Origin of the sequence: Actinomadura alba, assembly GCF_014323705.1 — a bacterium.
Lineage (GTDB): Bacteria > Actinomycetota > Actinomycetes > Streptosporangiales > Streptosporangiaceae > Actinomadura_C > Actinomadura_C alba.
This window is the reverse complement of sequence record NZ_JABVEC010000057.1, coordinates 14,989-28,972: the sequence shown is the minus strand read 5'-3', so window position 1 is coordinate 28,972 and position 13,984 is coordinate 14,989. Positions and strand designations below refer to the sequence as shown.

The window sequence follows — 13,984 nt, the reverse complement described above, 5'->3', positions numbered from 1 at the left end:
TCAACCGTCCAGCGCGGACACCGGCCGCGGTGAGCACCGCCTGCTGCCGGGCGTCCAGCCAGATGGCGTTCGTGAGGGCCTGGCGCGCCAGCATGGCGCCGATCACTCCCGCGGGCGCCAGCAGCAGCACGGCGATGACCATGACCCAGAGCGTCATGCGTCCACGCACCGACCGCCGCCGGACCAACCGCGCCCACTTGCCGGTCACCGCATTCAGCTCACCGGGTCGGCTCGCGGCCGGCTCAGGCGGCGAGCGGCCTTGAACACGCCGCCGGCCATTCACGGCGCGTCCGCCTGCGCTCTGCCCGCTTGGCCCGGACAATGTCCGGATCCCGCGTATCGTCTGGAAAACCCGGCTCATCGCATTCACGACGTCTGCGAGCGCCAACCGTCCGGCCGTCTTGTGGACCTGCACGCACCACATCGCATGCCCCCGATAATTTTAGCCCCCACTGACGTGAACGATTCCAATTCTTGAACCATTCAGCTTTGTCTGCACTTAGCGTCGCTCAGAACGCGCCGTGTGTCATTAGGGTTAGCGGCCGTCCCCGCTTACGGTGAGCGGGCATACGCGATTACGGCTAACGGGAAGAGACCAATGCACACCCCAGTGTCGTGTGCCCCTGAGGCCGTCTCCGTCGTGGCTGGTCAGTCGGTGCCGGACTCCATCGCGGCGTGATCGAGCAGTTCATCGTCGCCGGGGACCTCTCCGCGGGAGGCGATCGCCTCGGCGCCGCCCTCGGGCATCGCCCCGATCAGCCCGGTCGAAGCCGCCTGTGCGGCACCGATCAACGTCGGGTGCGGGCTGCCGACCATGCCGAGTCCGGCGTACTGCTCGAGCTTGGCGCGAGAGTCGGCGATGTCGAGGTTGCGCATGGTCAGCTGGCCGATGCGGTCGACCGGCCCGAAGGCAGAGTCCTCGGTCCGTTCCATGGAGAGCTTGTCCGGGTGGTAGCTGAACGCCGGTCCGGAAGTGTCCAGGATGGAGTAGTCCTCACCGCGCCGCAGTCGTAGGGTCACCTCACCGGTGACCGCCGTCCCGACCCAGCGCTGCAGCGACTCGCGCAGCATCAGCGCCTGCGGGTCCAGCCAGCGGCCTTCGTACAGCAGCCTGCCCAGTCGCCGTCCCTCGTTGTGGTAGGCGGCGAGGGTGTCCTCGTTGTGGATCGCACTGACCAGCCGCTCGTACGACGCGTGCAGCAACGCCATTCCCGGTGCCTCATAGATGCCCCGGCTCTTGGCCTCGATGACCCGGTTCTCGATCTGGTCGGACATGCCCATGCCGTGCCGGCCGCCGATGGCATTGGCCTCCAGCACCAGGTCGACGGCGGAGGCGAACTCCTTGCCGTTGATCGTCACCGGTCGTCCCTGCTCGAAGCCGATCGTGACGTCCTCGGCGGCCATCTCGATGGCGGGGTCCCAGAACCGCACGCCCATGATCGGTTCGACGGTCTCGATGCCCGCGTCGAGGTGCTCGAGTGCCTTGGCCTCGTGGGTCGCGCCCCAGATGTTCGCGTCGGTGGAGTAGGCCTTCTCCGTGCTGTCCCGATAGGGCAGGTCGCGGGCGAGCAGCCACTCGGACATCTCTCTGCGACCGCCGAGCTCGCTGACGAAGTCGGCGTCCAGCCACGGCTTGTAGATCCGCAGGGAGGGGTTGGCGAGCAGGCCGTAACGGTAGAACCGCTCGATGTCGTTGCCCTTGAAGGTGGAGCCGTCCCCCCAGATCTGCACGTCGTCCTCGAGCATCGCGCGCACCAGCAGGGTGCCCGTGACCGCCCGCCCGAGCGGGGTGGTGTTGAAGTAAACGCGACCACCGGACCGGATATGGAACGCCCCGCAGGCCAGGGCCGCGAGCCCCTCCTCCACGAGGGCCGCCCGGCAGTCGACCAGCCGGGCGACCTCCGCGCCGTACGCCGTGGCGCGCCCGGGCACCGAGGCGATGTCGGGTTCGTCGTACTGGCCGATGTCAGCGGTGTAGGTGCACGGCACTGCACCCTTGTCGCGCATCCACGCGACCGCTACCGAGGTGTCGAGGCCGCCAGAGAAGGCGATCCCGACACGTTCGCCGACAGGGAGGGAGGTGAGCACCTTGGACACGAGTAGAAGTATATGCACACCAGTGCATGATCATGCAACGCCATGCCGCCGCGCGCGATCCTCTACAACGCGATGCCCGAGGAAGGCATGGCGCCGTACCGCGTCATGAGTAAGCCAGGATCATGTCTGGCCAGGCCAGGCGTTCAGCGCGGTCACGCACCAGTGGAGGACTGGGTTGCCCGGTACCGCGAGGGCGGGACGCCGTATCGGGCGACGAACGCCTGGCGCAGCGTCTCGACCGTTCCGAATCCGCAGCGGTCCGCCATTGCGGCCATGGGCAGGGTGCAGGAGCGTCAGACCGGTGCCACATGTGATGGGGCGGCCTCCCGGGCTGTGTGCGCGGACTGAACATCAAAGGGTGCTCACGGGCGAGCCGGTCGTCAGCGGCCTCGCACGCGATGGCAGTCCCATGATGGGAACACGCGTGCCGAGCGCTACGTTAGATTCTACAATCGTAGTTTGAAGGAGGTGGGGAGTCCGCGATGTCGGACCCTTCCAGTCATAGATCCAGTGCCGCCCTGCGTTTCCCGCGGGGTGGCTCTTGTTGAGCGCCGTCCTGGGTGTTGTGGCCATCCTCGTGCTGACGGCGGCGACCGGATATTTCGTGGCACAGGAATTCGCCTACGTGTCGGCCGACCGGGCTCTGTTGAGCCAAGCCGCCGATGGGGGCGACAACCGGGCTGAACGCGCCTTGCGGGTGATGGGTCGTCTGTCGTTCATGCTGTCGGGGGCGCAGCTGGGCATCACGGTCACCGGGCTGGTGGTCGGCTTCATCGCCGAGCCGGCGCTGGCCAGGCTCTTGGAGCCCCCGCTGACATGGGCCGGGCTTCCGGACGGCAGCGTGGGTCCGATCGCGCTGGTGACGGGATTCGCGATCGCGACCATGGTGCAGATGGTGCTCGGGGAGCTGCTGCCGAAGAATTTGGCGCTGGCCCAGGCCGAGAAGCTGGCTCGGGCTCTGGCGCCTTCGACGCTGGTCTACTTGGCGGTGGCGGGGCCGCTGATCCGGCTGTTCGACACCTCGGCGAGCCGGTTGTTGCGCGCTGTGGGCGTCGAGCCGGTGGAGGAACTGCATCACGGCGCCACCCTGCAGGAGCTCAGCGACATCATCGGCGAGTCGCACAAGTCCGGTCACCTGCCAGGGGACCTGTCTCAGCTGCTGGAGAAGGCCCTGGCCTTCGGGGAGCGGACCGCGGACGAGGTGATGGTCCCGCGTCCGATGGTGAAAGCCGTCCCCGGCGATGCCACCGTGGCCGACCTCACGGCGCAGATCGGTCGGTCCGGCCACACCAGTCATCCCGTGTACGGCGGTGGCGACGTCGACAACGTGGTGGGGGTGGCAGGCGTACGTGAGCTGGCCGATGACACATTGCACCCCGATACACCCGTACAGGCAGTGGCACGACCGGCGCTGCTGGTGCCGGGTTCGCTGCCGCTGCACGGGGTGATCGAGCGGATGCGCGAGACCGGTGACGAGTTCGCCTGCGTGGTGGATGAGTACGGCGGACTGGCCGGGATCGTCACCTTCGAGGACATCGCCGAAGAGCTGGTGGGTGAGATCGCCGACGAGAACGACCCCGGTGAGATGACGCCGAGGCGACAGGCGGACGGCACATGGCAGGTCGACGCCGCGATGCGCGTTGATGAGGTCAACCGTCTCGCCGAACTGACGCTTCCAGACGACGATGCCTACGACACTGTCGCCGGCCTGGTGATGGCCCACCTGAGCCGCCTACCGCGACCCGGCGATCTCCTGACCGTAGAGCTTCACGGCGACGGCGAGGGGAAAGCCGAGGCGGTGGGAACAGTGCAGATCGAGGTTGTGACCGTGGCACGGCACGTCGCCCGCCAGGTCCGCCTGCGCACCCTCGCCCCCGTCGTTGAATCGGGCGTGACCGATGGGGGGACAAGGTAGTGGATCCGCTGACCGCCTTCTTCGTCACGGCCTTGCTGCTCATCGGCAACGGCTTCTTCGTCGCCGCGGAGTTCGCCCTGGTCGCGGCCAAACGGCCTCGGCTGGAACGCGCCGCCAAGAGCGGTAGCAGACCGGCCGCCGCCGCCGTCGCGGGCATCCGGGAGTTGTCGTTGATGCTGGCGGGCGCCCAGTTCGGCATCACCATGTGCACCCTTGCGCTGGGCCTTGTGGCAGAGCCGGCCTTTGAACACCTTCTCGCCCCGCCATTGGACGAACTGGGGCTGCCCGACTCGGCCTCACATGTCATCGCCGTCGCGATCACACTCGCGGTGGTGACGTTCCTGCACATGGTGCTGGGAGAGATGGCACCCAAGTCATGGGCCATCACCCATCCGGAGCGTTCCGCCCTGATCCTGGCGCTGCCGTTCAGGGCGTTCGCGCGACTCTCACGACCTGTGCTCGCCGCGCTCAACGGAGCGACGAACGCGCTGCTCCGAATGGCACGAATCACCCCCCGCGACGAACTGGAGGTCCATACCGATCCGCAGCGGCTTCGCCACCTGCTCGGCGAATCCCGCCGGCTCGGCCTCATCGACCGGCATGACCACGATCTCCTCGGCAGGGCCATCGCGGTCCGGGAGGCCATCGTCGACACACTCATCGTGCCCCGCGACCAGGTGACGGCCGTCCCCGCGGACGCCTCACCCGCTCAGGTCCGCCGTGCCGCCCACGCCAGCGGTCACGCCCGGCTGCTGGTGCGAGGCGACGACGGCACCATCACCGGCCTCGTCCATGTCCGCGACGCGCTCACCGCTACCGAAAGTGACAGGCGTGCCGTCGACCTCGCCTACCCGGTACCGACCATCAGCGCCGCCACCAGCGTGCTGGACGCGACCACGCAACTACAGCGCGCCCGCGCGCAACTCGCCGTCGTCAACGCCCCCGACGGCACCTACCGCGGCATCGTCAGCCTCGACGACCTCCTCGGCCAGTTGCTGGCCGCCAACCCGCACTAGCTCCGCGCGACAAAGGTGCGAGAGATCCTTGTCATAGCCAGCTACTACTAGCGTAGTAGAGTCGTGGGAAAATAACGGTAGCGGGAAGGATCTTGTGGTGTTCAAACGCGTGATGGGGGCTTTCGGGGTGGGTGGCCCATCAGTGGACACTGTTCTGGCCTCGCCACAATGTCGCCCGGGTGAGCACCTGTCAGGTGAGGTCCGGATCACGGCGGCCGACCATGACGTCGAGGTACAGCGGGTGACGCTGGGCCTCGTGGCCCGGGTGGAATCGGAACGAACCGACGGGGAGGGCGTCGGAACCAGCGAGTTCCACCGAGTCGACGTCTCGGGAGGTTTCCGGCTGCCCGCAAGAGAGAACAAGATGATCCCATTCCGGCTGCCCGTGCCCTGGGAGACGCCGGTCACCGAGGTCTACGGCCATCATCTGCACGGGATGACGATAGGTGTCCGTACCGAGCTCGCCATCGCCAAGGCCGTCGACAAGGGCGACCTCGACATGGTGTCCGTGCTTCCGACACCGTCACAGCAAGAGGTCCTGAACGCCTTTTCCCAGCTCGGCTTCCAGTTCAAGAACGCAGACGTCGAGCTGGGCCGGATCCACGGAGTTCCGCAGCAGCTGCCCTTCTACCAGGAGATCGAGTTCTACCCGCCGCCGGAGTACCAGGGACGCATCAATGAGGTGGAGCTGACATTCGTCGCCGACCCAACCGGGCTGGCGGTAGTACTGGAGGCCGACAAACGCGGCGGAATGTTCCACTCCGGCGCGGACGCGTTCGGCCGGTTCCACGTCGACCACGATCAAGCCTTGCACACCGACTGGGCCACGGAGATCTCCGGCTGGCTCGACTCGACGGCCGAACGACACAGCGGCGGCTTCCATACCGGTCATGACTCGTACGGACACCACGACTCTCATGGCAAGCACGGCCACCATGAGGAACACGGCCACAGGAGCGGCCCGGGTTGGGGTGGCGCGGCGGCAGGGGTCGCCGCAGGCGTCGTTGGCGGCATGGTCGCCGGCGAAGTCCTCGACGAGGTGATCGAGGAGGTCTTCGAGGAAGACGAGGACTGACGTGCGAAGAAGCCGACCGCGGCCGTCCACATCACCACGACACTTGTAGTAGATCCGTTAGAGTTCCGAGAACAGCGTCAATGACGAGGAGGCCTCCCTGATGGCCCTGTGGAACAAGCTTCGGGATTCCACCCAGAACATGCAGACCCAGCTGATGGCGAAGAAGAACGATCTGAAGAGCGGCGCGTTCCGCGACGCGAGCATGGCGATGTGCGCACTGGTCGCCGCGGCGGACGGATCGGTCGACCCGTCCGAACGGCAACGGACGGCATCCCTCATCGCCACCAACGAAGTACTGCAGAACTTCCCCGCCGACGACCTGCAACGCCGCTTCAACGACTACCTGGCCAAGCTCACCACCGACTTCGACTTCGGCAAGGTCAGCATCCTGCAGGACATCGGCAAAGCGAAGAAGAAGCCGGCCGAAGCCCGCGCCGTCATCCAGATCGGCATCATCATCGGCGGCGCCGACGGCAACTTCGACGACGCCGAGAAAGCCGTCGTACGGGAGGCCTGCCACGCCGTCGGCCTCTCCCCCACCGAATTCGACCTCTGAACCTCGCGCGCCCTTACCGCTTAGTGGTGCCTGTCCGGGTTACCTCGAAGGTCGTACAGAGCCGTGCAGCCGCCGGGCGAGGCCACGGAGTGCGGCCGCGAAGCCGTCGATATCGTCTCGGCTGGTGAACAGGGCGGGGGTGACCCGAACGCAGTCCCCTCGGGCGGGTCCTCCGCGGCGTACGGTGAAGATCCGGTGCCGTTGCAGGAGTTCATGGCTGATCTGTTCGTTGTCGGCCTGCGTGGTGCGGCCGCTGATTCGGAACGAGGTGATGGCTCCGTACATCGCGGGATCGTCAGGGGTGAGGATCTGGACTCCTGCGACGTCCTTGACCTGATCGACCCAGCGGTCGCGCAGGAAACGAAGGCGGGCCTGCTTGGTCGGCGCACCCAGTCGTCGGTGGAGGTCGAGCGCCTGGGGCACGGTCAGCACGGCGGCGAAGTCGAGGGTGCCGGAGTGAACGCGTGAGCGGATGTCAGTGGCGGGATAGGTCTGGTCGGCGAAGGCGGGATCTATGTCGGCCAGGCGCTCTTTGCGGATGTAGAGGAAGCCGGTGCCGAGGGGCGCACCGATCCATTTGTGCAGGGAGCAGCCGACGAAGTCGGCTCCGAGGTCGGGAATGGTGAAGTCGAGCTGACCCCATGAATGGGCGGCGTCGACGATGACGTCGGTTCCCGCGGTGTGGGCGATGTCGACGATGTCGCGGACGGGCAGGACGAGTCCGGTGCGGTTGTTCATGTGGCTGAGGAGCAGCAGCCTGACCCTCGGGTGGTCGCGCAGCGCCCGAGTGTAGACCTCGAGTACGGCCTCGTGGGTCGCCGGCTCTGGTATCACGATCTTCTCAACACGTACGCCCCGACGGTCACGCAGCCAGTCCATGGCGTACTGCATGCTTTGATAGTCGAGATCGGCGTACATCACGGTGTCGCCCGGCTGTAACCGGCGGTACCCGGCGATCAGGTTCTGCAGTGCCTCGGTACCGCCGCGGGTGAGGGCGATCTCTGCGGCGGAGACTCCGGCGACGGCGGCGATCCGCTGCCTGATCTGTTCGGCCTCCGCCTTGTAGGTGCTCCGGAGAAGGCGCGAGCTGTCGGAGTTCAGGCGGTCGACATTGCGGTGGTAGGCACGGCGTACCGGCTCCGCCATGATCCCGTAGTAGCCGTTCTCCAGATTGGTGAACTCGGGGCTGACCCGGTAGGTGCGTGCGACCGTCCGCCAGAACTCCTCATCGCGTGCCGGCTGTTCGGGGTCTGTTCCGGCGGGAACCGACGGGAACTCGCAACAGGAACCCGGCAGGTCCCGGCCGACGGCGGCGCCCACACCGCCGAGCGCGGACAGCATGCGGCGTCTGGACATCGTCATCGTTCCTCCTCGCGTTCGTCGGCTTCGGGCACCGAGGACCCGGACCGTTGAGTGGTGTTCACGGCTGGTGCCGCCGGGCCGGCCGTGCACCGGCCCGGCGGCTCAGCCGGTCAGGTGCGGCGCTGCGCGAGCGCGGTATGTACGGTGGGTCCTCGCTCGTCAGTGCTGAGCCGTCCCGCTGTCGCCAGCCGGCGTACGGCCCAGCCGCAGATGCCCCCGAGTACGGAGAGTGCGATCCACGGCACGGGCCCTTCCCCCGAGGCGTCCAGGAGCGCTCCGCCAAGGAGGTTGCCGGCGGCGATGCCGATGCCGGCGACAGTGTTGTAGAGCCCGTAGTGGGTGGCGACAAGTCCTCCCCTGGACAGGTTCACCACGGTGTCCATCTCGAACGGGTAGCTCAGCGCGGTGCCGATGGTCAGCAGTAACGTGCAGAGCACCACGGCGGCGAGCAGCACGGCCGGCCCTGCGACCTCGGGCCCGGCAAGGCCGTACCCGGCCAGCGGCAGGAACGAGCCGGCCATGATCAGCACACCGCGGGTCATGGCGGCCGGGCCGTCCCACCGGCGGCGCGCCGCATCGGTGATGCGCAGTTGCCCGGCGATCGCCGTGATGGCCGAGACGGTGAAGATCAGGCTCACCCCACCGAGAGCGCCGCCGACCTGTCCGCCCATCTGACGTTGGAGCATGAGCGGCAGCAGCAGATAGATCTGGAAGGACAGGACACAGGAACCGGCCATCGCCATCGAGAAGAGCACGAAGGACCGGTTGCCGATCACCACCCGCCAATCGGCCAGAATCGTGCTCGCAGGCACAGCGACCGGCCGCCGAGGCGGCAGCCATCGCAACTGAACGACGGTGAGCACTGCGAAGATCATGGCTGCGACCAGGCAGACCATCCGAAACGCGCCCGTCGCCATCAACGCCAGGCCGATCAGCGGACCACCCAGAATCCCCGCTTGGCAGAACACGTTGAACACCGCGAACGCCTCAAGGCGACGGTCTGCCGCGTCTTGTGCCAGATAGGCGCGTACGGCCGGATTGAACAGGGCACCGGCGAAGCCGGTCGCGGCCGAGGCCACGAGAAGCGCAGGCAGCGCGTCCACGACTCCCAGAAGCGCGAACCCGCCGGTGCGCAGCGCACACCCGGCGACGATGACGGGCTTGTAGCCGAGACGGTCGGCGAGGGTGCCGCCGACCAGGAACAGCCCTTGCTGGCTGAGGTTGCGCACGCCCAGCACCAGGCCGATGGTCCAGGCGGCCATGCCGAGATCGGTCGCGAGGTGTCCGGCGAGGTACGGCATGAGCATGTAGAAGCCGGTGTTGATGGTCAGCTGGTTGATCAGCAGCAGTTGGACGCTGCGGTCGAAGGACCGGATCCGGGACGACATCACAGCTCCGCCGTCGGGTCGAGCACGGTGGTGCATCGGCTCCAGCGCAGCGCCTCTTGTCGCAGCGGGTCGGTGATCTCGTCCGGTTCGGCGGCGGGCGGCCGGTCGAGCAGACCGTGCCGGGCGCAGTAGTCGTCGTTGAAGACCGTGCCGTGATAGCGCGCGGGACCGTCAGGGAAGACCGCGACGATCCGGCGATGGGCAGGTAGCGTCCGCGCGAGCCAGGCGGCGACCACGGTGACGGCACCGACGCTCCATCCGCCCGTTGTGTAGTGGGTCGCGGCCAGGGTCCGGCTGGCCCATACCGCCTCGGCCGGTGCGACCCAGTGGACCTCGTCGAACTCCTCATAGGCGACGTTGCGCGGGTAGATGCTGCTGCCCAGGCCGCGCATCAGCCGGGGCCCCGCGGGCTGGCCGAAGATGGCCGAGCCGGTCGCATCGACCCCCACCAGGCGTATCTCCGGGAACAGCCCGCGCAGCACCCGGATGATCCCGCCCGAGTGGCCGCCGGTGCCCACGCTGCACACCAGTACATCGATGCGTGCGAGCTGACCGACCAGTTCCCGTGCCAGCGCTCGGTAGGCGTCGGAGTTGTCAGGGTTGTCGTACTGCTGTGGGCTGTAGGCCCCAGGGTTCGCCTTGAGGATCTCGCTGACCCTGTCCAGCCGAGCGCGCTGCCATCCGCCCTCGGGATGCGGAGCGGTCACGATCTCGGTCCGGGCGCCATAGGCGGCGAGCAGGTCCCGGATCAGCGGCTCCATGCCCGGATCGGCGACCAGCGTCACCGGATGCCCGTAGACGATGCCCGCCATCGCCAGACCGAGACCGAAGGTCCCCGACGTCGACTCGACGATCATCGCGCCGGGCTCGAGTTCGGCTCGGTTGCGGGCCCGGTCGACGATGTGCAGGGCCGGGCGGTCCTTCAGGCCGCCCGGGTTGGCGCCCTCGAGCTTGGCCCAGAAGCCCCGCCCGGATGGCGTGAAGGGTTCACCGATCCACACGACCGGCGTGTTCCCTACCAGGCCCACGGTGGACGGGTCACCGGCGATATGCGGGCCCTCATGCGCACGCGTTAACGACGAGATGCAAGACATGCTGAATTCCCCCGATGTATGTCGGCTTGTGATCGATCCGGCGGGCGACCGCGACCGTTCCGACCTCCTTCAGCGAGGGCGGAAGAGCCGGGTCTGCGGCCGATCAGCGCCGACAGACTTCGAGGGTGCGGGTCATCTGTGTACGCGCCGCGTGCCCGTACGGCGGAGAGCGGCACGGAACGCCCAGTGCCAGACGCCGCGCTCTCCATGGCGGATCACAAGTGGTGGACGTCACCGGGTACCACGTGGAACCGGCGGCCATCTCGTGGTCACCAGAGGCGACGAGGAAACCGTCAGGGTGCTGCATCGAATCGTGGTGATGATGCGGATCGCGCTCATCGCCCGGACCGTGGTCCAGGCCCAGGCCCAGGTCCAGGTGCAGGTCATGGTCGACGGGTTGATGCACCGGGCATCCCACGTGGTCCAAGGGCGAGGCGTCGGTGTCCGGGTTGGCAACCGCATGCGTCCACAGATGCAGCAAGGTGGCCACCGCCACCAGCACCGTGGCCACACCATGAACACCCCGCAGGGTCATGCGCGAGTACCTCCACCGAACATCGGTCACCACTCGGTGTAGCAGTACCCTCACACATCGGATTCAGCGTGTGATCCGCTCCGGGCCTGGCAAAGTTCCGCCTGCGAGAGCGGGCATGGCGCAAAGCGGGGCAGTGCGCCGTGCCGTCACACCCGCGCCAGGCGGGTGCGTTCGATCCGAGCCAAGCCGGCGCGTCGCCTCACCAGGTCGATCCGGGCTGTTTCATCGCGGGGAGGTCGCCTTGGCGTGGACGCCGATGTCATCACCGTCGTGATCGGGTAGGCCGCGGTCGGTGTGGTCGGCATGGAAGAGCGCTTCGTCCAGGAGCCGGCGGACGTGCACGTTGGCGGCCGAGTAGTAGACGAAGTTGGCTTCACGCCGACCCTTGACCAGCCCGGCCAGGCGCAGCTTGGCCAGATGCTGACTGACGGCGGTAGGGGCGGCTCCGACCAGGTCGGCCAGGCATGCCACCGACGATTCGCCTTGGAGCAGCGCCCAGAGGATCTTCATCCGGGTGGGGTCGGCCAGCAGCCGGAACGATTCGGCCGCCAGGTGCACCTGTTCCTCGTTGGGCATCTGGAAGTCCGGCATCGACGCGTGCATGGAAAGCAGAATACCTCACCACTCCACTGATTGCGTATCTGCGTGCATACGCATATACGATGCTGCGGTGGCATTGAGATTGCAGGGTGAGGAACATCGGAGTGCCGAGGAGTCCGCGGACCCGGCGCGAACGTGGCGCGCGGGTGCCGCTCGCTTCTTCGCCGTGGGTGAGGTGCGCTGGGCGACCGCCGCGACAGTGCTGTTCGTCATCGGCGCCGTCATGCATCTGGTCGGTACACCAGGCTGGGTGTGGTGGGGGCTCTACCTGGCGTGTTACGCGGCCGGCGGCTGGGGGCCGGGGTGGGCCGGGGTACGCGCGCTGGCCGAGCGGCGGCTCGATGTGGACCTGCTGATGGTCGCCGCGGCGATCGGCGCGGCGGCGATCGGCCAGGTCTTCGACGGCGCGCTGCTGATCGTCATCTTCGCCACCTCCGGCGCGCTGGAGGCGTACGCGACGCAGCGGACAGCCGACTCGGTACGCGGGTTGCTCCATCTGGCGCCCGACACCGCCACCCGCCTGGCCGCAGACGGTTCCGAGCACGTGGTCGGCGCCGAACAGCTGGTCGTCGGTGACGTGATCCTGGTCCGGCCCGGTGAGCGCGTCGGCGCCGACGGGCGGGTGCTCGAAGGGGCCGGCGAGGTAGATCAGGCCACGATCACCGGGGAGTCGTTGCCGGTCGACAAGGCTCCCGGTGATGAGGTGTTCGCCGGCACCCTGAACGGCACTGGTGCGTTGCGGGTACGGGTCGAGCGGCCCGCCGGTGAGACGGTGGTCGCGCGCATCGTGGCCATGGTCCAGCAGGCAAGCGCGACCAAGGCGCGAACTCAGCTGTTCATCGAGAAGATCGAACAGCGTTATTCGGTCGCCATGGTGGCCGCCACCGTCACGGTCTTCGCGGTGCCACTGGCCTTCGGCGCCGACGCGACCTCGTCACTCCTGCGGGCGATGACTTTCATGATCGTCGCTTCGCCCTGTGCGGTGGTGCTGGCCACCATGCCACCGCTGCTGGCCGCGATCGCCAACGCCGGCCGCCACGGAGTCCTGGTCAAGTCCGCCGTCGTGATGGAACACCTGGGCACCAGTACGCGAGTCGCCTTCGACAAGACCGGCACCCTGACCGAAGGCCACCCGCATCTGACGACCGTGCGTGTCCTTCCCGGCGCCGCCGTCACCGGCGAGGAGCTGCTGGCGCTGGCCGCCGCCGCGGAGCAGCCCTCGCAGCACCCGCTCGCCCGCGCGGTGGTCGACGCCGCACACCAAGCCGGGCTGCCGCTGCAACGGCAACGGGAGTTCGGCTCGGTTCCCGGCCATGGCGTACGCGCACGTGTCGGCGACCGCTGGGTCGAGGTCGGAAGCGCAGCCCGCCTCCTTGCCGAGGAAGATCACGGCCGTGCAGCCGTCACCGCGCTGGAAGCCGACGGGCAGACGACGGCGGTCGTGCGCCTCGACGGGCGCAACGCCGGAATCCTCGGGCTGGCCGACCGGCGGCGACCGGACGCCTCGCATGCCGTCGCCGGCATCACGGCGCTCACCGGGATCGCGCCAGTGCTACTGACCGGAGACAACCCACATGCCGCCGCCCGCCTGGCCACCGAAGTCGGGATCACCGACGTCCACGCGGGCCTGCTACCGCAGGACAAGGTCGAGGCAGTGAACGCGTTGCAGCGCGGCGGGCAGAACGTGCTCCTGGTGGGCGATGGCGTGAACGACGCACCCGCGCTGGCCGCCGCACACGTCGGAATGGCCATGGGCCGGGCGGGCTCCGACCTCGCACTGCAAACCGCCGACGCGGTCATCGCCGGTGATGAGCTGACCGCCGTACCGGCCGTCATCGCCCTCTCCCGCCGAGCCCGCCGGATCGTGGTCGCCAACCTGGCGATCGCCGCGACCTTCATCACCGTGCTGGTCGCCTGGGACCTGCTCGGCCACCTCCCCCTGCCACTCGGCGTGGCCGGGCACGAAGGCTCCACCATCATCGTCGGCCTCAACGGACTACGGCTACTACGTCCCGCCGCCTGGCACAGGGCGGCGCTCACTCGTCGAGGGGCACCGCAGTGATGCGCACGGCCCGGCTCACCGATCCCCCATGCCCACTCAATCTGACCCGCGGTAAACCGGGTGACGAGAAAGGAAATGTAATCATCGCCGTACTGGCCCTGGTCTTCTATCTGCTGTGGCTCATCCTGGCCTTCGGGTTCCGCACCCTGATGATGTTGCGGTCGGGCGTTTTGTTCCAGGCATCGGCACCTGGTGACGACCTCGTTCTGAGCGCTGCGCACCCGTTGCCGTCACCCTCCTGAGCACGAGCGCAAAGCCGGAGACCACCGCATGTGCATGATGCC

At 67.8% G+C, this 13,984-nt stretch carries 12 protein-coding genes; 6 read left to right on the top strand and 6 right to left on the bottom strand.

Features of this window, described 5'->3' with window-relative positions:
• Positions 1 to 648: 648 nt before the first annotated feature.
• On the bottom strand, positions 649 to 2,097 hold the full coding sequence (gene argG / locus HKK74_RS37360) for an argininosuccinate synthase (protein WP_187248164.1): 1,449 nt from the start codon (positions 2,095 to 2,097) through the stop codon (positions 649 to 651).
• A gap of 544 nt (positions 2,098 to 2,641) precedes the next feature.
• On the opposite strand from argG, the gene HKK74_RS37355 reads away from it, so the two are divergent.
• From HKK74_RS37355 to HKK74_RS37340, 4 genes are all read left to right on the top strand, one after another.
• A complete protein-coding gene (locus HKK74_RS37355; protein ID WP_187248163.1) occupies positions 2,642 to 4,012 on the top strand; it encodes a hemolysin family protein in 1,371 nt (456 codons plus the stop codon).
• Positions 4,012 to 5,028, top strand: a complete 1,017-nt coding sequence (locus tag HKK74_RS37350; protein WP_187248162.1) for a hemolysin family protein — start codon at positions 4,012 to 4,014, stop codon at positions 5,026 to 5,028. Before HKK74_RS37355 ends, HKK74_RS37350 begins: the two co-directional genes overlap by 1 nt.
• A 112-nt stretch (positions 5,029 to 5,140) precedes the next feature.
• Positions 5,141 to 6,103, top strand: a complete 963-nt coding sequence (locus HKK74_RS37345; RefSeq protein WP_222723210.1) for a sporulation protein — start codon at positions 5,141 to 5,143, stop codon at positions 6,101 to 6,103.
• A gap of 100 nt (positions 6,104 to 6,203) precedes the next feature.
• Positions 6,204 to 6,659, top strand: coding sequence for a tellurite resistance TerB family protein (locus tag HKK74_RS37340; protein ID WP_187246306.1), 456 nt, complete (start codon positions 6,204 to 6,206; stop codon positions 6,657 to 6,659).
• Between the two features lie 39 nt (positions 6,660 to 6,698).
• Here the strand turns inward: HKK74_RS37340 and HKK74_RS37335 are convergent, their stop codons facing one another.
• The 5 genes from HKK74_RS37335 to HKK74_RS37315 form a co-directional block, all read right to left on the bottom strand.
• Positions 6,699 to 8,021, bottom strand: a complete 1,323-nt coding sequence (locus tag HKK74_RS37335; protein ID WP_187248160.1) for an aminotransferase class V-fold PLP-dependent enzyme — start codon at positions 8,019 to 8,021, stop codon at positions 6,699 to 6,701.
• Between the two features lie 110 nt (positions 8,022 to 8,131).
• Positions 8,132 to 9,409 (bottom strand): MFS transporter, encoded by a 1,278-nt coding sequence (locus tag HKK74_RS37330; RefSeq protein ID WP_187248159.1) that lies wholly within the window; start codon positions 9,407 to 9,409, stop codon positions 8,132 to 8,134.
• Positions 9,409 to 10,503 (bottom strand): PLP-dependent cysteine synthase family protein, encoded by a 1,095-nt coding sequence (locus HKK74_RS37325; RefSeq protein ID WP_187248158.1) that lies wholly within the window; start codon positions 10,501 to 10,503, stop codon positions 9,409 to 9,411. The genes HKK74_RS37330 and HKK74_RS37325 overlap by 1 nt, the downstream gene beginning before the upstream one ends.
• A 103-nt stretch (positions 10,504 to 10,606) precedes the next feature.
• Positions 10,607 to 11,014, bottom strand: a complete 408-nt coding sequence (locus HKK74_RS37320; RefSeq protein WP_187248157.1) for a hypothetical protein — start codon at positions 11,012 to 11,014, stop codon at positions 10,607 to 10,609.
• Between the two features lie 246 nt (positions 11,015 to 11,260).
• On the bottom strand, positions 11,261 to 11,641 hold the full coding sequence (locus HKK74_RS37315) for an ArsR/SmtB family transcription factor (RefSeq protein WP_187248156.1): 381 nt from the start codon (positions 11,639 to 11,641) through the stop codon (positions 11,261 to 11,263).
• Between the two features lie 67 nt (positions 11,642 to 11,708).
• Between HKK74_RS37315 and HKK74_RS37310 the strand changes: the two genes are divergently transcribed.
• Together HKK74_RS37310 and HKK74_RS37305 are read left to right on the top strand one after the other, a co-directional pair.
• Positions 11,709 to 13,700: a heavy metal translocating P-type ATPase gene (locus HKK74_RS37310; RefSeq protein ID WP_312882168.1), complete on the top strand. Its 1,992-nt coding sequence runs from the start codon at positions 11,709 to 11,711 to the stop codon at positions 13,698 to 13,700.
• A complete protein-coding gene (locus HKK74_RS37305) occupies positions 13,697 to 13,942 on the top strand; it encodes a hypothetical protein (RefSeq protein WP_187248154.1) in 246 nt (81 codons plus the stop codon). Before HKK74_RS37310 ends, HKK74_RS37305 begins: the two co-directional genes overlap by 4 nt.
• Positions 13,943 to 13,984 lie beyond the last annotated feature (42 nt).